At 42.3% G+C, this 22,599-nt stretch carries 18 protein-coding genes; 4 read left to right on the top strand and 14 right to left on the bottom strand.

Annotation, left to right across the window (positions count from 1 at the left end; translation table 11 throughout):
• Positions 1-17 precede the first annotated feature (17 nt).
• The 7 genes from sufT to NKI27_RS15465 all read right to left on the bottom strand — a co-directional run bounded on the left by sufT (position 18) and on the right by NKI27_RS15465 (position 6,818).
• The gene (gene sufT, locus NKI27_RS15495; protein WP_265046942.1) at positions 18-557 is read right to left on the bottom strand and encodes a putative Fe-S cluster assembly protein SufT; all 540 of its coding nucleotides are present in this window, start codon (positions 555-557) and stop codon (positions 18-20) included.
• A 12-nt stretch (positions 558-569) separates the two neighbouring features.
• Positions 570-941: a HesB/IscA family protein gene (locus tag NKI27_RS15490; protein ID WP_265046941.1), complete on the bottom strand. Its 372-nt coding sequence runs from the start codon at positions 939-941 to the stop codon at positions 570-572.
• A gap of 73 nt (positions 942-1,014) precedes the next feature.
• Positions 1,015-2,271, bottom strand: coding sequence for an aminotransferase class V-fold PLP-dependent enzyme (locus NKI27_RS15485; protein WP_265046940.1), 1,257 nt, complete (start codon positions 2,269-2,271; stop codon positions 1,015-1,017).
• Between the two features lie 6 nt (positions 2,272-2,277).
• On the bottom strand, positions 2,278-3,606 hold the full coding sequence (gene sufD, locus NKI27_RS15480) for a Fe-S cluster assembly protein SufD (protein WP_265046939.1): 1,329 nt from the start codon (positions 3,604-3,606) through the stop codon (positions 2,278-2,280).
• 94 nt (positions 3,607-3,700) lie between these two features.
• Positions 3,701-4,447, bottom strand: coding sequence for a Fe-S cluster assembly ATPase SufC (gene sufC, locus NKI27_RS15475; RefSeq protein WP_265046938.1), 747 nt, complete (start codon positions 4,445-4,447; stop codon positions 3,701-3,703).
• A gap of 85 nt (positions 4,448-4,532) precedes the next feature.
• On the bottom strand, positions 4,533-5,981 hold the full coding sequence (sufB, locus tag NKI27_RS15470) for a Fe-S cluster assembly protein SufB (RefSeq protein WP_265046937.1): 1,449 nt from the start codon (positions 5,979-5,981) through the stop codon (positions 4,533-4,535).
• Between the two features lie 387 nt (positions 5,982-6,368).
• Positions 6,369-6,818, bottom strand: a complete 450-nt coding sequence (locus NKI27_RS15465; RefSeq protein ID WP_265046936.1) for a hypothetical protein — start codon at positions 6,816-6,818, stop codon at positions 6,369-6,371.
• Between the two features lie 185 nt (positions 6,819-7,003).
• Here NKI27_RS15465 and NKI27_RS15460 point away from each other — a divergent pair, with 185 nt between their 5' ends.
• Positions 7,004-7,381: a DUF3461 family protein gene (locus tag NKI27_RS15460; protein ID WP_265046935.1), complete on the top strand. Its 378-nt coding sequence runs from the start codon at positions 7,004-7,006 to the stop codon at positions 7,379-7,381.
• Positions 7,382-7,390: 9 nt separating this feature from the next.
• Here the strand turns inward: NKI27_RS15460 and NKI27_RS15455 are convergent, their stop codons facing one another.
• The 3 genes from NKI27_RS15455 to NKI27_RS15445 all read right to left on the bottom strand — a co-directional run bounded on the left by NKI27_RS15455 (position 7,391) and on the right by NKI27_RS15445 (position 12,246).
• Entirely contained in the window at positions 7,391-8,968 is a 1,578-nt protein-coding gene (locus NKI27_RS15455; protein ID WP_265046934.1) for a SpoVR family protein, read from the bottom strand.
• Positions 8,965-10,260, bottom strand: coding sequence for a YeaH/YhbH family protein (locus tag NKI27_RS15450; RefSeq protein WP_265046933.1), 1,296 nt, complete (start codon positions 10,258-10,260; stop codon positions 8,965-8,967). Before NKI27_RS15450 ends, NKI27_RS15455 begins: the two co-directional genes overlap by 4 nt.
• Positions 10,261-10,323: 63 nt before the next feature.
• A complete protein-coding gene (locus tag NKI27_RS15445; RefSeq protein ID WP_265046932.1) occupies positions 10,324-12,246 on the bottom strand; it encodes a PrkA family serine protein kinase in 1,923 nt (640 codons plus the stop codon).
• Between the two features lie 396 nt (positions 12,247-12,642).
• On the opposite strand from NKI27_RS15445, the gene NKI27_RS15440 reads away from it, so the two are divergent.
• Both NKI27_RS15440 and NKI27_RS15435 read left to right on the top strand, forming a co-directional pair.
• Positions 12,643-15,453: an ATP-binding protein gene (locus NKI27_RS15440; RefSeq protein WP_265046931.1), complete on the top strand. Its 2,811-nt coding sequence runs from the start codon at positions 12,643-12,645 to the stop codon at positions 15,451-15,453.
• 6 nt (positions 15,454-15,459) lie between these two features.
• Entirely contained in the window at positions 15,460-16,770 is a 1,311-nt protein-coding gene (locus tag NKI27_RS15435; RefSeq protein ID WP_265046930.1) for a YihY/virulence factor BrkB family protein, read from the top strand.
• Positions 16,771-16,788: 18 nt separating this feature from the next.
• Here the strand turns inward: NKI27_RS15435 and NKI27_RS15430 are convergent, their stop codons facing one another.
• Complete coding sequence (locus NKI27_RS15430) at positions 16,789-16,998, bottom strand: hypothetical protein (protein ID WP_265046929.1); 210 nt, start codon at positions 16,996-16,998, stop codon at positions 16,789-16,791.
• 173 nt (positions 16,999-17,171) lie between these two features.
• Positions 17,172-18,392, bottom strand: coding sequence for a DUF445 domain-containing protein (locus tag NKI27_RS15425; RefSeq protein ID WP_265046928.1), 1,221 nt, complete (start codon positions 18,390-18,392; stop codon positions 17,172-17,174).
• 1,108 nt (positions 18,393-19,500) lie between these two features.
• On the opposite strand from NKI27_RS15425, the gene NKI27_RS15420 reads away from it, so the two are divergent.
• Positions 19,501-21,051 (top strand): hypothetical protein, encoded by a 1,551-nt coding sequence (locus tag NKI27_RS15420; protein WP_265046927.1) that lies wholly within the window; start codon positions 19,501-19,503, stop codon positions 21,049-21,051.
• A 323-nt stretch (positions 21,052-21,374) separates the two neighbouring features.
• Here NKI27_RS15420 and gmtX read toward each other — a convergent pair whose 3' ends face one another.
• Both gmtX and NKI27_RS15410 read right to left on the bottom strand, forming a co-directional pair.
• A complete protein-coding gene (gmtX, locus tag NKI27_RS15415) occupies positions 21,375-22,070 on the bottom strand; it encodes a gamma-mobile-trio protein GmtX (RefSeq protein WP_265046926.1) in 696 nt (231 codons plus the stop codon).
• The gene (locus NKI27_RS15410; protein WP_265046925.1) at positions 22,063-22,518 is read right to left on the bottom strand and encodes a hypothetical protein; all 456 of its coding nucleotides are present in this window, start codon (positions 22,516-22,518) and stop codon (positions 22,063-22,065) included. Before NKI27_RS15410 ends, gmtX begins: the two co-directional genes overlap by 8 nt.
• Positions 22,519-22,599 lie beyond the last annotated feature (81 nt).

The raw sequence follows: 22,599 nt of genomic DNA, 5'->3' as shown, positions 1-22,599 counted from the left end.
GTTGTCACGGCTACGGCTTAAAGCATGCCTAATTCTAGTTTTGCCTCGTCTGTTAGCATATCATTGCTCCAAGGCGGATCGAAAACTAAGTCGATAACGACATGGTCAACATTAGGCACTTGTAGCACCTTTGATCTAACGTCCTCTACAATCACAGGCCCCATTCCACAGCCTGCGGAGGTGAGGGTCATGTCGATGCTGATGACATTACCTTTATCGGTCTTGTTTTCGATTTTACAGCTATAAATAAGGCCGAGATCAACCACGTTAACGGGGATTTCAGGGTCATAACACTGTCTGAGCGCTTCCCAAACCTGATTATCGTTAATGGTGCCGTCTGCAGGGGTTTCAAAGTCTTCAAACTTGATCTCTTTACCTAAGGCGTCGGCATCTTTCCCTTCAATACGGGCCAAGTTACCGTTTACTGCGACACTAAATGTGCCCCCTAAGGCTTGAGTAATGGTCACGAACGTATCTTTAGGGATCATGATCTCAGTACCCGCAGGCACTAATCGAGCTTCACATTCACGCTTGGTTAATACAACCTCTCTTTCCATTAGATTGAAACCTCAGACTATCGAAAAGCTTTCGCCGCAGCCACATTCAGCTGTTGCGTTAGGATTGTTGAAATGGAGTACCGAGTTTAACCCTTGGGTAACAAAATCGATTTCGGTGCCATTTAATATCGGTAAGTGTTTTTTGCTAACAAATAGCTTTACGTCTTCAGCCTGAACAAAAATCTGATCGTTTGCTTGTTGCTCAACCGCTTCTTCTTGGCTTACGAGGGATGTTTCGTACATGTAGCCAGAGCAGCCGCTGGTTTCTAACCTAAGTCTAATGCCTTGGCAGCCAGGCATTTTCGCAATTTCTTTACGAATATGTTTGATGGCAGCTTCTGACATCGTAATCTTTACATCGGGTGTAAACTGTTCGGTACTCATTCTAATTCCTCAATTCAACGTCTATTAAAGGCTTTTTACCTATCGGACAGTAAGCGCTTGCTTATGTAGTGGATCAGGTAAAAAGACGTTGGATTTTTTGCAGACCTTCAAAAAGCTTTTCCACTTCGGACTGTGTGTTGTAAAAAGCAAATGACGCTCTGGCGGTGCCAGGTAGACCATAAAAATCCATCAGCGGCATGGCGCAGTGGTGACCGGTGCGAATAGCGATGCCTTGTTGATCTAGCAATGTCCCTATATCGCTAGGGTGGAGTCCATCAATCATAAATGACATAACAGGCACTTTATTCGCAGCATTGCCGATAATGCGCATGCCAGGTATGCTGCTTACCATTGAGTTGGCAGTACTCAAAAGATTCTGTTCATAAAGCTCTATTGACGGGCGGTCAAAAGCAGCGAAATACTCAATGGCTTTTGCAAGGCCAATGGCTTCACTAATGGGTGGTGTGCCCGCTTCAAATTTGTAAGGTAGCTCGTTGAAGGTGGTTTTTTCAAACGTCACTCTTTCGATCATCTCGCCGCCGCCCTGATAAGGAGGTAGGGCATTGAGTCTTTCTTCTTTACCGTAAAGAACACCAATACCGGTTGGGCCGAACAACTTGTGAGATGAAAACACAAAAAAGTCGCAGTCTAGTGCCTGAACATCCACTAAAAAGTGCGGTACAGCTTGAGCACCATCTATCAATGTTAAAGCGTCGACCGCTTTTGCTTTTTCGATAATCTCTTTAACCGGATTAATGGTGCCGAGTACGTTTGATACCTGAGTGACCGCCACTATTTTCGTGCGTTCAGTCAGCAGTTGGTCAAATGCACCTTCTAATAGCTCGCCTGCCTCATTAATCTCGATGACTTTGAGAATTGCACCTGTCCGTTCTGCCAGCATTTGCCATGGAACGATGTTCGCGTGGTGCTCCATGCGGCTGACAATAATCTCATCACCTGCTTTAAGTGATGCTGTAAGGCCGCTTGCCACTAAGTTAATGGCTTCAGTCGTGCCGCCTGTCCAGATGATTTCTTTGGTGCTTTTGGCGTTTATAAAGTTACGTACACACTCGCGAGCGCCTTCAAAGGCCGCTGTTGCTCTATCACCTAGTGAGTGTGCGCCGCGGTGTACGTTAGAGTTGTCGTTGCAGTAATAATCGCTAATAGACTGGATAACCGCATCAGGCTTTTGTGCACTCGCTGCGTTATCTAAATAGATAAGCGGCTTGCCGTTAACATTTTGATTTAGAATAGGAAAAGACTTCCGAACTTTGTTTATGTCGAAAATCTCTTTGCTATTGCTGCTGGTATCTACTGCCTGCTGGTTCATGCCTAATTAGACCTCTGTGAACGCGCTTTGTATCAAACTTTCGAGGCGTTTCTCGACTTTTTCTCTGATGATTTCATTTGGAATCTTCTGTACCAACTCATTAACAAACCCAAGGGTTAGCATGGTTGCTGCGTCGTCAGGTGAAATGCCACGAGTGACTAAGTAGTACAGTTCTTCTTCGTCTAGTTGGCCTATGGTCGTACCGTGGGCGCACTTGACGTCATCGGCATAAATCTCAAGTTCTGGCTTGGTATCGATTTCTGCTTTAGAAGATAGAAGAAGGTTTTTGTTGCTCATCGCACCCAACGTTTTTTGAGCGTCACGGTGAATCATGATTCGACCGTTGAACACAATGTGAGACTCGTCTCCTGCAATACAGCGATAGCTCTCATCACTTTGACAGTGAGGCGAGACATGTTCAATCTCGGTGTGATTGTCATAATGTTGTTTTTCGAGAGTAACGCAAACACCGTCAAGTGAGCATTCTGCGCCTGGCTCAATAAGTTTAACTTTTAAGTCATGACGTCTTAGTGAACCACCTAAACCAATGCAGTAGCTTTTAAATCGGCTATTTCTATGCTGTATCACGTTAGTGATGCCTACATGAGAAATTTTATCCTGCTCTGTATTTAAGCGGATATAGCGTAGCTCACTTTGCTCTTTTAGCTGAAGCTCTGTCACGCTAGTGGTTAACAACTCGGTTTGTGTGCTGCCACTAAACTCTTCTATTAGCGTTGCTTCCGCGCCTTGCTCTGCGACTAAAAATACGCGAGCGGAAGATGTTCCTTCGCCTTCAGCGTGAAAGTGCACCTGAATAGGCTTATTGACCTTGACGTTTTTTGGGACAGAGATATAAATGCCGTCTGATAGGTAGGCGGCGTTAATCGTCGCAAAAGGAAATAGCGCCGGAGGCGTTGGTGATGCGCTTTCTGCGGCAGGCATCGCACTTGATACAACTTGTTCAGCTTCTTCGCTTGAAAGTTCAGCAAATGGCTTGATCGTCAACTCAGCATTTTGCGGTAGTCTTGACCTGTTCGCTACAAATTGACCATTCACAAAGACAATTAAATAACCATCAAGGTCGATAAACGCGTTATTGAGTGCTGCGTCAGATGATGAAGCTAAAGGTTTGGCAATTGCGTCTGACATTTTTAAATGTCGACTTGAATAACGCCAGTCTTCGGTCTTTCGCGTCGGCAAAACGCACTGTTCTAATTGGCTTTGCTGACTCTCCCGAAAGGCCACCATCCAAGGCGGCGATATGCGAGCCTCGTCATGATTAAAGGCTTTTGATGCATCAACAAAAGCGTTTGGGAAATTGAGTATGGCACTCATTCAATGACTCCTGAAATTTTAAACACGGCTTAGCTATAAGGTTTAATAATTGGCATGGGTCCTAGTGACGATTTACTAATGCTAGTCGTCAGGATTATTCTTCAATACCCAGCCAGCCGTAGCCTTTTTCTTCCAGTTCTAGGGCTAATTCTTTGCCGCCAGATTTAATAATTTTACCTTTTGCTAACACGTGAACGTAATCAGGTACGATATAGTCAAGTAGTCGCTGGTAGTGGGTTACCATAATGACCGAACGCTCAGGTGAGCGAAGTGCGTTGACACCATCGGCGACGACTTTAAGTGCGTCAATATCAAGGCCTGAGTCGGTTTCATCCAATATCGCTAGCTTTGGTTCAAGCATTAGCATTTGCATGATTTCGTTACGCTTCTTTTCGCCGCCAGAAAAGCCTTCGTTAACGCCTCGCTTTAAGAATGCGGGGTCTAAGTTAACCTGTTTAATCTTTTCTTTAGCACGCTTCATGAATGACACTGCATCGATTTCTTCTTCGCCGCGGTATTCACGAATGCTGTTGATGGCCGTTCTAAGAAACTGCAAGTTGCTTACGCCAGGAATTTCAACAGGGTACTGAAATGCTAAGAATACACCTTCACGAGCGCGTTGCTCTGTCGGCATTTCTATTAACGATTGGCCTTCGAGAGTGACTTCGCCACCGGTAACGTCATAGGCTTCGTTGCCTGCTAGTACTTGGGCTAGGGTACTTTTACCAGACCCGTTAGGCCCCATAATGGCGTGAACTTCTCCAGGGCGAACGACTAGGTCGATGCCTTTGAGTATTTGGGTTCCTTCGACTGATGCTTGTAGGTTGCTAACTTTTAACATTACTCTCTCTCTCAAACACTGAATCGCTGCACATAGTATTTACGAACAGCTTTTTAATTTTTTGCTGGAATGCGTTAAACCGTAATTAGCCGACTGAGCCTTCAAGGCTGACTTCGAGTAACTTGGTGGCTTCTACGGCAAACTCCATCGGCAACTCTTTAAATACTTCTTTACAGAAACCATTAACGATCATTGATACTGCGCGTTCTGCGTCCATGCCGCGTTGTTGGCATAAAAACAGTTGGTCGTCACTGACTTTAGAAGTCGTTGCTTCGTGCTCTATAATGGCACTTTTATTTTTGCTTTCGATATAAGGGAACGTATGAGCGCCGCACTTATCACCGATGAGTAGCGAATCGCACTGAGTATAATTTCGAGCATTTTCAGCATTAGGACCAAACTTAACCAGTCCACGGTAGCTGCTGTTACTTTTACCCGCTGAGATACCTTTGGCAATAATTGTACTCTTAGTATTCTTGCCTAGGTGTATCATTTTGGTGCCGGTATCTGCCTGTTGGAAGTTGTTGGTTAAGGCAACGGAGTAAAACTCACCAACACTGTTATCGCCGCGTAAAATACAGCTAGGATATTTCCAAGTAATAGCAGAGCCTGTTTCAACTTGCGTCCAAGATACTTTGGAGTTTTTACCAATACAGGTCGCGCGTTTGGTTACGAAGTTATAGATACCACCTTTGCCTTCGTCATCGCCCGGATACCAGTTTTGTACGGTTGAGTACTTGATTTCAGAGTCATCCAGCAGAACCAGTTCAACAACCGCCGCGTGCAGTTGGTTTTCATCACGCATAGGGGCTGTACAGCCTTCAAGATAACTTACATGACTGCCTTCTTCTGCGATGATTAGTGTGCGCTCAAACTGACCCGTATTCGCTTCGTTAATGCGGAAATACGTTGAAAGTTCTAGAGGGCAACGAACCCCTTTAGGAATATAAACAAATGAGCCGTCACTAAATACCGCAGAGTTCAATGCTGCATAAAAATTGTCACGCTGAGGAACGACAGTACCTAGATATTTTTTTACTAGCTCAGGGTGCTTTTGAATGGCTTCTGAAATAGGGCAAAAAATAACACCGGCTTTAGCCAGTTGGTCTTTATAAGTCGTAGCGACTGAGACGCTGTCAAATACAACATCAACCGCAACGCCTGCAAGTCGAGCGCGCTCGTGTAAAGGTATGCCTAGTTTTTCATAGGTACGTAAAAGCTCAGGATCAACTTCGTCCAAACTCTTTGGCGCATTTTTTTGAGACTTAGGAGCGGAGTAATATGAAATATCTTCAAAGTCGATAGGGGGGAATGTTACATGAGCCCACTCAGGTGTAGGCATTTCAACCCATGCACGATAAGCTTTTAAGCGCCATTCCAACATCCATTCCGGTTCATTTTTACGAGCAGAAATGTTACGAACCGTCTCTTCATCAAGACCGGCGGCGAAGGTATCTGATTCAATATCGGTTACAAAACCGTGTTTGTACTCATTTTTGATAAGTTCGTTAACCGATTTATCGGAGTCTGACATGATATTATTCTCCGCATTCTCTCAAATAATGCATGGTATGCGTTAATTAACGACACCTTGCGGCAGGGTTCAATTGCCAGCGATGCTAACTAGGTGGTATCGCATTGATCGTATCTATAATGGGGATATTTTACAATAACTGACTAAAATAGTCAGGTATTATTTTTGCGGCGACCAAAAGAGTATAAATTTTAATCTTTTTTGAGCTAAAGTAGAACCGTTAGTTGGTAGCTGAGGGGACTAATTTAGACTTAATTTAACGTTCTCTTGTCGCTCATCAGGCATCAATAACAGCTGCCTGACGAGCATTACTTGGTCTAGGTCAAGAATTCAAAGAATTATCGTAAAAACGCGCATTGATAATCGTGCGAGTAGTAGAGTAGATGTCTAGTCGTCAAATAGTGCATCGATATCGGTGTTATAAGCCACATCGACTAACGTCCAACTATTTCGTGGTTGGTAATAGTTTATTTCCCAAACAATTGCGGCATTATCAAATTTGAGCAGGTATTTCTGTTTATAAAAGTGCGTTTTGATATTGTCTGTAGTAATTAAGTCATAAGCGATTGGGCTGCCGAGCTGCTCTCTTACTTTTAGCATAAATGCGGCAACTTCTGTGGCTTGGTTTTGTAACCGCTCTGAGTCACCTCCGACCGCTAAGAGAAGGTCTTTGTAGGCGAGCTCGGTTTTGCCTTTAAGCAACAGCGACATAAAGTGATCACCGGCTTTGGTGAGCTTGTCTTCTGTGTCGTTTGATAGTGTTTCAGAGTCGCTTGCTAATACAGTGTGACTGTATGAAAAAATGAGGGTAAACAGAGCGATAAAGAACCAACGCATATTGTTATCTTCCTTGCTGTATTTAAATTAAGAATCTATTTGTGAAAACTTGCAACATCATACCTTAAGGTCCATCTTTAGAGTAGTCGCGGGTTTGGTAAAGCAGCTTTTGCAATACAACAATAGAGCTAAAATGAGCGAGAGCCCGGATGACGATAACGCAGTGATGAGGATGTAAGGGGTTTATGGAATACACAATATTAAAGTCTCTTGGCGTAAAAGAATTCGATTATGTTGAGCGCTATTCGGTTCGAACAGAAGGTAATAGTGATGTCTTAAAAATCTACTATAAGAAAAAAGGGCAGTTATTCCATAAAAGTGAAAAATTCAAATTTTCTCGCTCAATGCGCAGTGTTCGTTCTTACTCTGAACCCAATATCTATAAAGAAGTCAGCGAAGTGTCGCCGATGCTAACCAAGGTAATGGCGGAGCTTGACGATATTGTTGATCAAGATCATCAGGAACAGGATGCGAAAAATAAAATCCTTAATGACTTAAGGCATCTTGAAAAGGTTGTTCAGCAGAAAATTCAAGAAATAGAAGAGCAGCTGGATAGGCTATAAAATCAGGAGTTAGTTTTCGTCATCACCTAGTGGATTTAGTTCGTCTACCGGCGGGCAGTGATAATCGTCAACGATCTTATCTTCGCCTTTATGGTCACTAATAACACTTTCGAGATGAATGTCGAACCCCCATAAACGATGTATGTGCTTGAGCACCTCGGCGGTGTCTTCTTCCATGGGGATTCGGTCTACAGGAATATGCCTGAGCGTGAGAGATCGGTCGCCTCTAATATCAACATTCCATACTTGTATGTTGGGTTCTTTGTAACTCAAATTGTACTGTTTTGCTAACTGCTCTCGAACGATTTTGTAGCCGTTTTCGTCGTGTATTGCCTGTACGTGATATTCGTTTTCCATATCATCATCTAATATGGAAAACAGTTTAAGATCACGAATGACCTTGGGGGATAGGAATTGCAAAATGAAACTTTCATCTTTGAAATTTTGCATTGCGAAATGAAGGGTCGTTAACCAGTCGCTGCCAGCAATATCTGGGAACCACTGCTTATCTTCATTAGTGGGTTCTTCACAAATGCGACGAATATCTTGATACATGGCAAACCCTAATGTGTAAGGGTTGATGCCGCTATACCACGGGCTATCAAAAGGGGGTTGGTAGGTGACTGCGGTATGGGATTGTAAAAACTCGATCATAAACCCGTCGGTTACCAAGCCTTTATCATAAAGGCGATTGAGAATGGTGTAGTGCCAGAAAGTAGCCCAGCCTTCGTTCATGACTTGTGTTTGCCGTTGGGGATAAAAATACTGCGCAATTTTACGAACAATTCTAACAATCTCTCGTTGCCAGGGTTCTAGTAACGGCGCATTTTTCTCAATAAAGTAGAGTAAGTTTTCTTGGGGCTCTTTGGGGAATCGACGCCGCTTGCCAGACTTCTCTTTGCCCGGTTTTGTCGGAAAGGTCAGCCAGAGTTCGTTGACTTGCTGTTGCAGGTATTCTTCGCGCTCTTGTTGACGATTTTTTTCTTCTTCTGCAGAAATAGGGGGCGGGCGCTTATAGCGGTCGACCCCATGATTCATAATGGCATGACAAGAGTCTAAGAACTTTTCAACGGTTTCAAGCCCATGACGTTGTTCGCACTTGGAAATATAATTACGTGCAAACAAAAGGTAATCGATGATGGCACTGGCATCCGTCCAGGTTTTGAAGAGGTAATTTCCTTTAAAAAATGAATTGTGCCCATAGGCCGCGTGGGCAATCACCAGGGCTTGCATAGTAATGGTATTTTCTTCCATCAAGTAAGCAATGCAAGGGTTAGAATTGATCACAATTTCATAAGCTAACCCCATTTGGCCACGGCTATAGCGCTTAGAGGTATTTAAAAACTGTTTACCGAAAGACCAGTGATGATAACCTACAGGCATACCCACCGATGAGTAAGCATCCATCATTTGCTCTGCACTGATGACTTCAATCTGGTTGGGATAGGTATCGAGCTTGAACTCCTTGGCGATTTTGGCGATTTCTTCGTCATATTGCTCTATTAGCTCAAATGTCCACTCAGACCCTGTTGAGATAGGTGTTCGATTTGAGGGTGAGGCGGGTGTTGAGTTTATTGGCTGACTCATACCTGTTTCCTCTGAAACAAATCACGAAAAACCGGATAAATATCACCGGTGTCGACAATTTGTTGCATGGCAAAGCTATCTTGAAATTGTTTGCTGATTTTTTCGTATTCATGCCAGAGCATTTGATGCTCGTGCGGGGTTATTTCAATATAAGAATAATACTGGACCATTGGCAGTATTTTATCATTAAGCAGCTTGCCGCACAGAGGGGAGTCATCGTTCCAGTTATCACCGTCAGACGCTTGGGCTGCGTAGATGTTCCAACTACTGGCTGGGTAGCGTTCTGCCATAATCTTGCTCATGAGGTTTAGTGCACTCGATACAATCGTACCGCCGGTTTCTCTTGAGTAGAAAAACTCTTCCTCATCGACTTCTTTAGCGCTGGTGTGATGACGAATAAATACCACATCAATTTTTTGGTAATTGCGCTTTAAGAACATGTAAAGCAAGATAAAAAAGCGCTTCGCAATATCTTTGTGCATTTGGCTCATTGAGCCGGAGACGTCCATCAAACAAAACATGACGGCACTGGTGCTTGGTATAGGCTGTTTGATGTGTTGATTGAATTTAAGGTCAAATTCATCAATCCAAGGGATCTTCTTAACGCGATCTTTTAATCGCTGAATTTCTTCTTTAAGACTTTTGATTAGATCTTGATGGCTAAAGGCAGGGTCTTTTGCATCGGGGGCAGCTTCGAGCTCTTTTAGTTGTTGCTCTAATTTACGAATGGCTTCTCGAGACTTACCCGTCAGCGCAATTCGGCGTGCATAGGCGCCCCTCAGTGAGCGTACGATATTAATTTTGGCAGGTACACCTTTGCTCGAATAGCCTGCTCTGACGTACTTATAGGCCGTAGTGTCTTTAAGTTGTTTTTTGATGAGGTTGGGGAGCTCTAGGTCTTCAAACATAAAGTCTAAAAACTCTTCTTGGGATATGTTGAATACAAACTCATCCATCCCTTCGCCGGAGTCACTTGCGTCCCCTGTTCCGCTACCGCCACCCGTACCAGAGGGGGGCTTGGGTAATGTGTCGCCTGCGATAAATTCTTTATTCCCGGGGTGGATGGCCTCCTGCTTACCACCTTGGCCGTGGCGAAAAACAGGCTCAGCAATATCCTTGGTGGGAATGCTAACGCTTTCACCTCGCTCGATATCTGTAATGCTACGCTTATCAATGGCGTCTGAAACGGCTCGCTTAATATGGTGGCGATAACGTTTTAGAAATCGCTCGCGATTGACTGCACTTTTGTTTTTGCCGTTCAGACGACGGTCGATAACATGGATTATCCCCATAGATTCTCTCCCATATACCCGCGTTCATTAACTACCTACGGCGTTTAATCCTTATGACTGGCGTTACTGAGATTTGCGAACCCTGAGGTACCACTCGGCTAATAACCGCACTTGTTTTTCTGTGTAGCCTCGGTCGATCATCCTGTCGACAAACTCCTTATGTTTAGTTTGGTCTTCACTGGAGGCTTTGGCATTAAAGGATATAACCGGTAGTAAATCCTCTGTATTGGAGAACATCTTTTTCTCGATGACGGTTCTCAGTTTTTCATAACTTAACCAAGATGGGTTATTGCCTGAATTGTTGGCTCTAGCCCTAAGAACAAAGTTGACGATCTCATTTCTGAAATCTTTAGGGTTGCTGATGCCTGCGGGTTTTTCTATTTTTTCTAACTCTTCATTAATTGCTGCGCGGTTTAATATCTCACCTGTTTCAGGGTCTCTGTATTCTTGATCTTGTATCCAAAAATCAGCATAAGTGACATAACGATCAAAGATGTTTTGGCCGTATTCAGAGTAAGATTCGAGATAAGCGGTTTGTATTTCTTTGCCGATGAACTCAACATAATGAGGGGCTAGGTACTCTTTGATATAGCGAAGATAACGTTCAGCTACTTCGGTAGGGAACTGCTCTTGCTCGATCTGCTTTTCAAGCACATATAATAGGTGAACTGGGTTGGCCGCCACTTCCGTGGTATCAAAATTAAAGACCTTGGATAATATCTTAAACGCGAAACGGGTAGATAGCCCTTCCATACCCTCGTTAACGCCTGCAGAGTCTTTATACTCCTGAATTGATTTGGCTTTGGGGTCGGTGTCTTTAATATTTTCGCCGTCATAGACTTTCATTTTGGAAAAAACGCTCGAATTTTCGGGCTCGTTCAGTCTTGACAGTACAGAAAATTGACCTAACATCGCAAGCGTGTCGGGCGCGCAATGAGCGTTTGATAACGAACTGTTTTTGAGCAATTTGTCATATATTTTGATCTCTTCCGTTACGCGGAGGCAGTAAGGCACTTTGACAATTGATATACGGTCTAGAAAAGCTTCGTTGTTTTTGTTGTTTCGGAATGTCTGCCATTCTGACTCATTGGAGTGCGCTAGAATGATGCCTTCAAACGGCACAGAGCTCATACCTTCTGTGGTGTTGTAATTGCCTTCTTGCGTTGCGGTTAAAAGAGGGTGGAGCACTTTTATGGGGGCTTTGAACATTTCCACAAATTCCATCAATCCTTGATTGGCTCGGCATAGCCCACCACTAAAACTATAAGCATCAGGGTCATCTTGCGGATACTCTTCTAACATTCGAATATTAACCTTACCCACGAGGGCAGAAATATCCTGATTGTTTTCATCTCCAGGTTCTGTTTTGGATATTGCAATTTGATCTAAGATTGACGGCCAAAGCTTAACGACTCGAAATTGGCTAATATCGCCGTTGAACTCATGTAGTCGTTTTACCGTCCAGGGTGACATGATAGAGCTAAGGTACCGGCGAGGGATGCCGTACTCATCTTCTAAGATCGGGCCGTCTTCTCCAGGGTCAAATAACGCTAATGGTGACTCATGCACTGGTGAGCCTTTTATTGCGTAAAAAGGCACTTTTTGCATTAACTGCTTAAGCTTCTCGGCGAGCGAAGACTTACCGCCACCCACAGGGCCTAATAAATAGATAATTTGTTTCTTTTCTTCTAACCCTTGGGCGGCATGCTTGAAAAATGACACCATTTGTTCGACGCACTCCTCCATGCCGAAAAAATCATCAAACTCCTGATATCGTTTAATAATTTTGTTAGAAAAGATCCGGCTAAGGCGTGGGTCTTTTGACGTGTCGATAAACTCGGGCTCGCCAATAGCCAGTAATAAGCGTTCAGCTGCGGTCGCATAAGCAGAAGGGTCATTTTTGCAGATTTGTAAGTACTCTTCGAGCGTATACTCTTCGTGTTTCGTCGATTCATATCGCGATTGGAAGTGGTTGAATATACTCATGTTAGCCCCCTGAAATGTTTGCCGAATTTACACGTGTTTTCCCCAGTACAGTTACATGTTATTGAAGTTGTTAAGCCTCTTTATAAATCACACTAAGGTCATTTAATACCGCTTAGTACAATGGCATTGGCTCTAATTTAAAAGGTTTCTTGTTGCTATAAGATTAGTCGATATTATGAGTATTGGACAGAAATGGTAATGTTTTGTTCTAAAGTCGGTAGGTTTGCAAGGTGCTCTAATCAGAAAGGTTGTACTGAGCCTTTGATCCTTATTTAACGTAGGTAAGGCTCAGATAAGGCAAAATGTTGTTTAATCGCTGTTTTTTAACGATGTTCTTTGCAAAAACAACGTTTGATTTCTATGCTAAAGGGACGGCTATTTACAGGTAATTATTGGATGAACCGCCCATTGTATTCTTCATTATTGACAAAGTTTTTATTGGCAGCGGCGTTGCCGTTGATGTTGCTCTTGGTCTTTGCCAATGTTGTATATCTCTATTTAAAAACAGACGAACTACGCGCTCGACACTTAAATGATGTGAAAAATGAAGTGCAGTTGCTCGCGTCTCAGCTGTCTATTCCTGTTTGGCAGTTTGACAAAGAAACCGTGATATCACTGGTTAATACCTTGGAAGACTCTGCTTATATTGTCTGTGCAACACTGGAAGAGTACGAAAGCTATAGCGTTGTAGTGCGCCAATCGCACAAAGTGGGTACGTGCTCAGAAGCCGAAATATCAACGCTTGAAACCGTCAAAGCAGACGTTATTTATGACTATGATGGTGAAATGATCAAAACTGGCGTGCTTGAAGTAATGCTAGATTTGAGTCAGGTGGGTGACTCATTAACGACTTCGCTTCTTAACGAGCTAATACTGTTTATTTTGTATGTGGTTATATTTCTCATTGGCTTTACAGTCGCGTTAAAAGAAACCGTGCTAAAGCCACTGCGGATGGTGCATGCTTCTATTTTGTCATATCAGAATACCGGAAACAGAGAGTTGGTAGAGTGGAAATCTAAAGACGAATTAGGAACATTAATATCAGAATATAATAAAAATCTGACCGGTATGGATAAAGCCGAGCAAGCATTAAAAGATAAAAATATTGTCTTGGAAAAGGCGAATAAAGAGGCTGAAGAAGCCCGAGAGGTGGCTGAACAGACCGCGAGAGCCAAAAGTGAGTTCTTGGCAAATATGAGCCATGAAATAAGAACGCCCATGAATGCTATTCAAGGGCTGGCCGAAATGCTAAGTCGGACGCGCTTAGATGCAAAGCAAGGAGGATACCTTCACCGAATCCGAAACTCAGCGGATATATTGCTTGCGATTATTAATGATATTTTGGATTTTTCAAAAATTGAAGCCGGAAAACTAGAGTTAGAGTCGGTAGAGTTTTCACTATCTGAGATCGTCGAAAAGGTTGTAGATGTTGAGTCGTTTGTCGCAAGCAACAAAGGTATTGAGTTAACGGTCAAGGTGTCTGATGCTATTCCAGATAAGCTAAAGGGCGATTCAATGAGGCTTTGTCAGGTTTTGATTAACCTGATTAGTAATGCCATTAAATTCACAGAAGCGGGTGAAATCACAATAGCATTAGAGCTAGAAAGCCGTATTGCTGACGATATTGTGATTAGGGGGACGATAACTGATACGGGTGTGGGTATTTCTGATGAGGCGCTACAAAAGTTATTTCAATCGTTTACTCAAGCTGACGGTTCCACCACGCGACGTTTTGGCGGGACCGGCTTAGGTCTGGCCATCTGTAAACGGTTAGTTGAGCTAATGGGCGGGGGTATTAGTGCCAAAAGTGAACTAGGAAAAGGTAGCGAGTTTTCGTTTACTGTGCGTTACTCTGCGATACCTGAGGCACAAGAATCAACGTCTCCATTAGACGTATTCAAAGGTAATTTACCGGCGATCATGATAGTAGGGGATAGCCGGCCATGCGATGAGCTGAACACTATTTTTAGCCGCTTGGACTTGAGTATTCAAAGAATTACAACAGGTGAAGGCATACTGAATTTATTGCAAGCTCTTTTTATACAGCAGTCCACTCCATCTGCCGAATTGGAAATGACGGTTCCAGTTGTTATTTATGTTGATATCACCAGCGTTCGAATTAGTTTTTCAGAAGTGGCTGATAAAATAACTCAACTCAACCAACCTCATAAATATAAATTAGTGCTTATATTGTCGGTTAGTCAGCGAGAAAAAATTGTGTTAGAAGAAGGAGGAAGGCAACCTCATGCAGTGTTGACTAAACCAATTCTAAAACGCCGAGCAGTTAAGTCTCTTATTAATGCGCTAAAATCGTCGAATGATGAAGAGTTCGATGTGGCGGCCGACCCTGTAGAGGAGGGGTTGTCCGGGGCTAATATACTTGTGGTTGAGGACAACCAAGTGAATCAACTGGTTGCGCGAGAAATGCTTGAAGCTGCGGGTGTTAATGTGAGAGTTGCAGACGATGGCGAGCAAGCGCTAAAGAGGTTAGAGGATCAAGAGACGGTTTATGATGCAGTGTTAATGGATATTCATATGCCGGTTATGGACGGTTATAATGCCACTAAAGCTATTCGTGAAAAGTATGGCAATCAGTTACCTGTGATTGCATTGACAGCGAATGCGACCACCGAAGAGAAAAAGCGTTGCTTAAATATCGGCATGAATGATTTTTTAACTAAGCCTATTGATAGTGATACGCTGTTTAAGGTGCTCTCTCACTGGGTTCGAGAAGGTAAAGAGGGCGATAGTTATACAAATGTTAATCGTTTATTGCTAAATGATGAAAATGCGGACAGTGATGTAGAGGACGAGATGAATCAAGAAGAAAAAGTAACACCTACCGTTGTTGCGTCTGAAGACGTTATAGATATGGACAAGCTCGCGTTTCGCTTTAAGTCGCACCCTACAATAATTCCTCGCATTTTTAAAAGTTTTAAAGAGTGTTTTTGTGACTTTGAAGCGGAGTTTATGGCTGCTCGAGATGCGGAGGATGACGAAACCATGCATCGCCTTGCTCACTCACTCAAAGGCAGCGCATCAAACTTATCCGCTGATCGGTTAACGGAGTTGTCAGCTGACTTAGAGCAAAAACTAAAAGATAATCAGTTAATTGAAGCGTTGGAGTGGTTTCCTTGGGTGGTTGATCACTTAAGCAAGGTACTTATTTATATCGATGAATACCTCAAAAATGAAGAGACTAAGTAAACACTAATGAATTTGAGCGTTAAGATTGAGCAACTAGAGGCTTGGTTGTTTTCTAACCAGAAGGGGCTGGGTAAAGCAAGGCAGTCGGTTCGTCGAGTGGCGCGTGTTTTGTTTGCTGTTATTCGAGATGTATTAAGCGGTAACTTAACCTTGCATGCGATGGGGCTGGTATATACGACGATGCTGTCGGTAGTCCCGCTTTTAGCGCTAAGTTTTTCTGTATTGAAGGCGATGGGGGTTCATAATCAGTTGACACCACTTTTATACAGTTTCTTTGAACCTATGGGGAAGCAAGGCATTGATATAGCGAATAATGTGCTGGGCTTTGTCGATAATATAAAAGTGGGTGTACTGGGCTCTGTGGGGTTAGTGTTATTAATTTATACCGTCATCTCTCTCGTCCAGAAAATTGAGCGCTCATTTAATTATATTTGGCGCGTGCCACAGCTTAGGTCTATCAGTCAGAGGTTCAGCAATTATTTAAGTGTCATTATGGTGGGCCCTCTGCTAATGGCATCTGCTATTGGTGTGACCGCCACTATTATGAAATCGCCTATTATTCATGAGGCGATGCAAATAGAGGTGTTTGGTTTTCTGATTGCGAGCCTGAGTAAGCTGACACCCTTTCTGTTTATCATTGCGGCATTCACCTTTGTTTATTTATTTATGCCTAACACCAAAGTGCGCTTTAGAAGCGCCTTAGTGGGCGGTATTGTCAGTGGCGTGACCTGGCAGATGACGGGGGTTTTGTTCGCGTCATTTGTGATGAGTTCTGCTCAATATGAGGCAATTTACTCTGGCTTTGCGGTGGGCATCGTATTGCTGATATGGCTATATATTTGTTGGTTGATACTGCTTTTGGGGTCAAGTATTGCGTACTATGATCAGAATTTTAGTGGTATCACTCGCAGCTATGATGTCAAAGTCTCGGCAGAAGTTTCAGAACGTTTAGCTTTAACGATTATGGAAGAGGTAGCGAGGCGTTATGACCGATCAGAAGCGCCTATCACTCAGCTACAACTTGAAGAGCTCTTGCCGGTCCCTCCAGTGTTGACTCGCGACGTATCTGATAAGCTGTTAAGGCAGTCTATTTTGATGGTTGCAGGCGAGAGTGGCGACGCTATAGTACCTGCGACTTCATTAGATAAAATCTCAGTGCTTGATGTTATTAAAGCCGTGCGAGTTGATGAAGAGAAACTGATGGAGAGGTTGAGGCGTAATACTTCTTTGACGGTATTTCATGAGTCTATTGATCAGGTATTGGAGCATCAGTTTAAAGATATGTCGTTACAGCAGCTGGTTAGGCAGCCGCTGTAACGTCAGTAACTAACGCGCTTAGCCAGATAGGCGCGCTAGCATGCTGCAGCGTTCATGTATCATCGACTCATAAGAGCGAATTGTACCGAAAGTTGGTTTAGAGCGGTGCGCTTCAGCTAATTCGAGTTTTTGAATAAGGTGATTAACTTCTTCTAATAGCTGTTTTCTTATTTGATTTCGCTTTTTAACTTCACTACCTAATCGTATTTGACAAAGGTCGCTTGCCATTTCTGTCTCCTGGATATAACCAGATTAATCATGCGTTAACAAAATAAATAAAATATAACAAAATTTAACATTTCATATAAAAGTTAAGTACATCAATACATATAAGTCAAAAACTTATAAAAATTTTTATAAAAACTTATTATCTTGTTGTATTTAAAGTTATTTACTAATGATTAAGCACTAAAGACAAATATTAATTGGGCGACACCTGCACCAAAGCCTAGTGCGGCACCGATAAGAATAAGCTTTACCTCATCCTCTTGAAAGCAAGGCCTGAGAAGATCTTGGAACTCCTCTGATGTTAAGTTTTCCATGCGCTCTCGCATGATCTGCTCAACTACCTCGGCTCTTTCGTTATTAAAGACTGGGTCAGTAAAAGCGCTCGCGGATATGTCGATCGCCTTTTCACCTACCTGATGCTTGAGGTGAGCAAAGCCTTTTGGGCCAAAGGCGATTTGGGTTAGTGGCTTTGATAAACCGGCGGTATCGTCAACAATGGGTTTAATGTGCTTTTTAACCATGTTTTTAGCCCTGTCTGCATTAGGGCCGTTCATTACTGCGTTGATAATATTGCCGATAGTGAGTATTTCATGAGTGATAATGCTACAAAAAGATTGAGCAACTGCTTTTTGCCGTTTCAAAAACAGACCTTGAAGTTCGATACCCATTATTTTAATTGGGTTTAAAGGGCGAAAAATAACATTGAGCGCAATCCAGTTAGTGGCGTAGCCGACGATAAGACCTGCAACAGGTAGAATCCACCAGTTCTTAAAGAAGTACCAGACCACCATTTGTATAAGGCCAAAGAAGAAACCAAGCCATGCGCCTGAGTTGATGATGAAGCGAAACTCTTTGTCGCCACACTCTAAAAATATCCGATTAAGCAGCACTTTATCTTCGGCTAGTTGATTGATTACCATCCCTTTGATGTCTAAAAGTTCCTCTATATTATTGGCAAGGTCTTCGACTAGGTTGTCTACAAGCTCCGGGGCGCTCTTACTCACGCGATCATAGACCATCTGACGCATAGGGGTGGGTAGATTTTCCCAAAACGTCGCGTGCTCTCTAAGCATTAATTCATCAACGTATTCTTCAACTCTAGGCTCGACCGTTTCTATGATATGAGACGCGAGTACGTTCGGATCAATTTGACCGAAAATTTCACTAACCGTGCCAATTTTAGAAATAGTGGCGTCAACACTGATGGCTGCCATCTTTCGTGCTTTAGAGGGGATGATGCCTTGCCAGCCAAAAAACGGGCGGATACCGACAAATTCTAGCGGCAAGAAAGTGAGTTTGATGGCAAGCCAATTGGTCGACCACCCAATAAGCCCTGCAATAAACGGAATACTTATGTACTTCCAAAATTCAGGGTTTTGTAATAAGTCCATCATCAGTTTATCTAGCCTCTTAAATGCAAAAGAAAATGACGTAGTTGCATTTAATCTTGGAGTTATATGTAGGGTATCTAGCATAGGCTAGATAAGTTTATTCGAAATAATTTAACTAATGTTTAAAAGTGAACATTTTTGGCACGTATGTATTATATCTATGGAAAATCGATTGGAAAGGCAAGCTGATACAATTTGTAACAAAACACGGATTAGCTCACATTTTGTGCACTTTTAAAGGTTACATTTATCGATAAAATAAAATGATACTCACAGTTGACAATACGAGATAAATATCCATCTTTAAAAAAGTGATTAAATGTCATTTTTCAATGTTGACATTTATAACCTGTTGATTTTTATATCTTAAACGTCTCGGTCTATTTTTCGGCCAATTTGACACAACCCCATATAAGACAAGGCTAAGCGACAGTTTCCCAAAATTTATTAACAGAGTTATCCACATATTATCTCTCTATAGCAATATATATAATTATATCTATATATGACCCTTAATATATGGCGTTTAGACATTCCCATTAAATATTATATAACTATTTAATGTACTAATTTCATTACTCTAAGCTGCATATTAAATGATCAGCCTGCCTGGAGGTTACTTATTTTCTAGAGCCGGAACTAATGATTGTTAGTTATGCACAACCTTACTAACAGAATCTGTGGGTAACTTAATAATTTGAGACGCAGCTTTTCAGAAATATAAAACAAAGAGGGCCTTTCCTTTGGCGGAAAGTCGACTCAAACTACAAATTTCTTGTCGTAAAGCACGTCGCCGGTGACTTCAGCAATGAAAGAAGAGCGGACTAAATCATGGGACAGAAAAGTGCCAGTTCAAGACACTGGCGCTTGCTGCAGGTTTGGCCAGATATTTCTAGTTTTGAACTTTCTCGTTATATCTCAAATTGGTGGAAAGCGGACATATGGAACATTTCTAGTCTGGCAATATTTTCTTAATCTCTATGGTATGCTTTTAAGCAGTAACAGAGGTACCTTAAGAAAGGATAATTAGGCTTAAAAATGTTACTCTGCCCCCAATTATTAAGGCAACTTATTTTCTAGATGGACTTTACGAGACATAGGAAGTTAGACAGTGCGAACAAAAATACTCATCATATTCTTAACTATCACTTTTCTTCAAGGGTGCGACAACTCAGAAAAACAAGCACGCTTGCTTCTAAACCAAGCGATAAAAGACTGGGACGAAGGAGAAATCACCTTCGCTGAACGAAAGTTTGAGTTGATTGAAACAAACTATTTGGAAACGTCCGTAGCGACTGAGTCAATTAAAGAGCGCTCACAGCGAAAACAAAAATATAAAGCGAAATACAATCCTGTGCTAGCAAAAAGGGCAAATAGAGGTCAATTTTCCAGGAAAGTTTACCAAGCTATTGAGGCGTTCTTCGAAGCAAACGGGGCGTACCCCGAGAATCTCAATACAATAGAACCCAAAGATGTCTCAGACTCTGCTAAATACCTATCGCTATGCAGTTATGACAGGGCGTTATTTAACTACGGCTATCAGCTTAACTGTAAAGCAGCAGATACAGCCTACAAGAGCGAAGCCTTATCCAACCTCCATCGAAGCACAGGGAAAAATAGCTCAACAAGTAAAAAACAGATAAAAGTAATCGATGATTTTCCACAAGCCAACAGGACCTGGGGAGACAAGTTTAACCCTAATAATGACATCCCATCAAAAGGGTTTAGGGCATATTATTTCGATACCAGTGAACCGACCCAGGTAATTGCCCGAGAGCTAGTTGATGGCGTGAAAATTAACTATATCTACAATAAATTCCAGAATATCAGATCACAAGACTTCGGGGCATATTGGGTCGGCACAGTAAAGCTTGATAAAAGTGAAACGAAGCAGATCGCCATTAGTCAAAGCTGGGCGAAAACAAGACTGATTATTGATGGTCGAATAGTGTATGAGGGCGGGTCAGATAAGGAAATATTGCTGACCCTTGCAGAAGGGAATCATCTCGTAGAAGTTGAATATGTGAATAATTGGCATACAACTGAGTTTTCGGTATCGTTTATCGATCAAGTGGAAAAACTTACGCCGGCAGAAATTGAACAGCGTTTGAAATCGAACTTGCTTGGTGACTATGAAATATACTATGCGGGTTTATATGAGAGTGATAAGAAAGACCTGTCAGTTGTTTTGAATATGGAAAAAACCTCAAAACAAATTGTATTGTTTTTAGGCTCTTACAGTTCTATTCAATGGCATATCTCCAATCCTTTCGATGTTGATATTAGAGCAGTCGTTTATGGTTCCTACAGTCCAGGAACTACCGTTGTTGGTGATATTAATCCGGAGACCCTTTTATTAGTTGCAAATGGTCAAATTGGTTCACATAGCGCACAACGAAAATGCAGTTGTGTCGGTAGCCATTTTCATTGTGAAGGACGTAGCTTGATGTCCACAAAGAACACCGTTGAAAAGATGGGTAGATCAAAATTAACGGGCTTTTCCGGCAAGTATTCAGCTGGCTCTTTGCGTATACCTGAAGTTATTGTCAATTCGCGTTATCTAGAAGATTTGGAACAAGAAGCGAAAGAAGTTGATGTCGCAAGGCAGTCATGTAAGAAACAAACCGATCCGAATTTTGAAAATATGTTTGATGGTAAATAGGGATAATATATTGAATTGGCTGTCAGTTGCCAGCCCCATCACTTTCATTTGTAATGAAAAATACCTCTGTAATTTGGTACTGACTTTATGTCTGCTTCTCTCACATTCCAGATGTAACTGATTAGGCCTATATTGACCTGATTATCTATGCTTCGCTATAAAAGCTGAGCGTCTACTTTGCGGACTTTTTAGCCATGTTTACGTGTCAGCTAAGACGCCAAAGTTAATGGGACTTAACCCATGACTTTAGGTCAGCTTCAAGCGGGAAAGAGACATCACGCCTCACATTTCGAGTTATTAACATCAGACCAATAAGGCCGACGCTAACCCTGCAATATAGCGTCGGCGCTGTCTATTTTGTCGACTAACTTGGCAATTGCTGAAGTAAAGCCAACCTTCATTATAGTTTTTCCGTTCCCGTCTTTTAGACGCCCTGTTTTGCTTGTTGTCCAACCGTTATCTTCTAATAATTTGGGAGACGCAGCGTATCTTAGCGCCTCTATTTCGGTCACAGATAACAAGCTCTCTAATGGATTTCGAGCTTTATCAGAAACAGTAGATATTTCCTCGCTTCTACAATCTATCGTAATGTTGCACTGTGCTTTTAGCAGTCTATTTTCGGCCATAAATCTATTACGCTCGGCAATAATTGTCCCCACGATTGCTCTAAGTGCAGGGTCTTCTATCCGTCTAAGCAAATCCTCAGCTTTATTCGGAAGACGCGATTTGGATATTGAAGGTTTTTTAGTATTAGTACCTTTTGATTCAGCCCAGGCTTCAATTAACCTTCTATAATCAGATCCGCCTTTGTTTCTTATTGATTGCTCTGAAGGGCCACCTGATGAATGTGATAGTTTGCCGATACTGGCAATAGAATAATCTGGCCTCGTCTCTTCAGATTGCCCTTCAAGAATCTGATAAATAATATCGAGAGAGCGCTGCTTTCTAGAATTCGAATTGGCCTTCAGATCAGCCAAGACTGTAGAGGGATTAATTGTAAATTCGACATCATTACTCATAGTCTTTATTTTCCACTATTTGTTTGTTCCTCGATTCGACAAGTCGATCACTAATTGACGCCATGTCAGAAATACGAAGTATTGGAGAGCCATACGCAGTCTCTAAAGCCGTTATCCCTTCATCCATAGTGCCTGCGCTATCAAGTGACTCTGAGGCTTCAATTAGTCCAGAGACGATCCGCATGCCTTCAGATTGATGTCTTTCAGGGCATAGCTTGTTAGCAAGAGCTCTCATAAAGGCATTCCCCATGATGATCTGCATTTTCTCATCCATTTGCATAAAAATAGGTGCGAACCCGTCTCTTATGAGGGCTGTATTGAGAGCATTTGAGCGTTTATGTAGAGCGGGTGTCTTTCTTATATCGTCTTCCAACTGAGGGTAAATTTCTGCATCCAGGCATATTTCTGAGATCTGCCATAATTCAGAGTCGGCCTCGATCAAACTCATTGTCTGTTTAATATCTGAAGTGTAGTGGTACGGTGAATTTGGTCACGTAATAAGAGGTGTTAGAATGCACACAAATCATTA

Source organism: Alkalimarinus alittae (genome assembly GCF_026016465.1).
GTDB classification, from domain to species: Bacteria; Pseudomonadota; Gammaproteobacteria; order Pseudomonadales; family Oleiphilaceae; genus Alkalimarinus; species Alkalimarinus alittae.
This window is presented reverse-complemented; position numbering and strand designations above follow the sequence as displayed.

Excerpts from the sequence above, each read along its gene's own strand:
- NKI27_RS15490 (WP_265046941.1), bottom strand. The coding sequence starts at position 941 with ATGAGTACCGAACAGTTTACACCCGATGTAAAGATTACGATGTCAGAA.
- sufD (WP_265046939.1), bottom strand. The coding sequence starts at position 3,606 with ATGAGTGCCATACTCAATTTCCCAAACGCTTTTGTTGATGCATCAAAA.
- NKI27_RS15425 (WP_265046928.1), bottom strand. The coding sequence starts at position 18,392 with ATGATGGACTTATTACAAAACCCTGAATTTTGGAAGTACATAAGTATT.
- NKI27_RS15435 (WP_265046930.1), top strand. The coding sequence starts at position 15,460 with ATGAATTTGAGCGTTAAGATTGAGCAACTAGAGGCTTGGTTGTTTTCT.
- NKI27_RS15410 (WP_265046925.1), bottom strand. The coding sequence starts at position 22,518 with ATGAGTTTGATCGAGGCCGACTCTGAATTATGGCAGATCTCAGAAATA.
- NKI27_RS15445 (WP_265046932.1), bottom strand. The coding sequence starts at position 12,246 with ATGAGTATATTCAACCACTTCCAATCGCGATATGAATCGACGAAACAC.
- NKI27_RS15455 (WP_265046934.1), bottom strand. The coding sequence starts at position 8,968 with ATGAGTCAGCCAATAAACTCAACACCCGCCTCACCCTCAAATCGAACA.
- NKI27_RS15460 (WP_265046935.1), top strand. The coding sequence starts at position 7,004 with ATGGAATACACAATATTAAAGTCTCTTGGCGTAAAAGAATTCGATTAT.
- sufT (WP_265046942.1), bottom strand. The coding sequence starts at position 557 with ATGGAAAGAGAGGTTGTATTAACCAAGCGTGAATGTGAAGCTCGATTA.
- NKI27_RS15450 (WP_265046933.1), bottom strand. The coding sequence starts at position 10,260 with ATGGGGATAATCCATGTTATCGACCGTCGTCTGAACGGCAAAAACAAA.
- sufB (WP_265046937.1), bottom strand. The coding sequence starts at position 5,981 with ATGTCAGACTCCGATAAATCGGTTAACGAACTTATCAAAAATGAGTAC.
- NKI27_RS15440 (WP_265046931.1), top strand. The coding sequence starts at position 12,643 with ATGAACCGCCCATTGTATTCTTCATTATTGACAAAGTTTTTATTGGCA.
- NKI27_RS15465 (WP_265046936.1), bottom strand. The coding sequence starts at position 6,818 with ATGCGTTGGTTCTTTATCGCTCTGTTTACCCTCATTTTTTCATACAGT.
- gmtX (WP_265046926.1), bottom strand. The coding sequence starts at position 22,070 with ATGAGTAATGATGTCGAATTTACAATTAATCCCTCTACAGTCTTGGCT.
- NKI27_RS15485 (WP_265046940.1), bottom strand. The coding sequence starts at position 2,271 with ATGAACCAGCAGGCAGTAGATACCAGCAGCAATAGCAAAGAGATTTTC.
- NKI27_RS15430 (WP_265046929.1), bottom strand. The coding sequence starts at position 16,998 with ATGGCAAGCGACCTTTGTCAAATACGATTAGGTAGTGAAGTTAAAAAG.
- sufC (WP_265046938.1), bottom strand. The coding sequence starts at position 4,447 with ATGTTAAAAGTTAGCAACCTACAAGCATCAGTCGAAGGAACCCAAATA.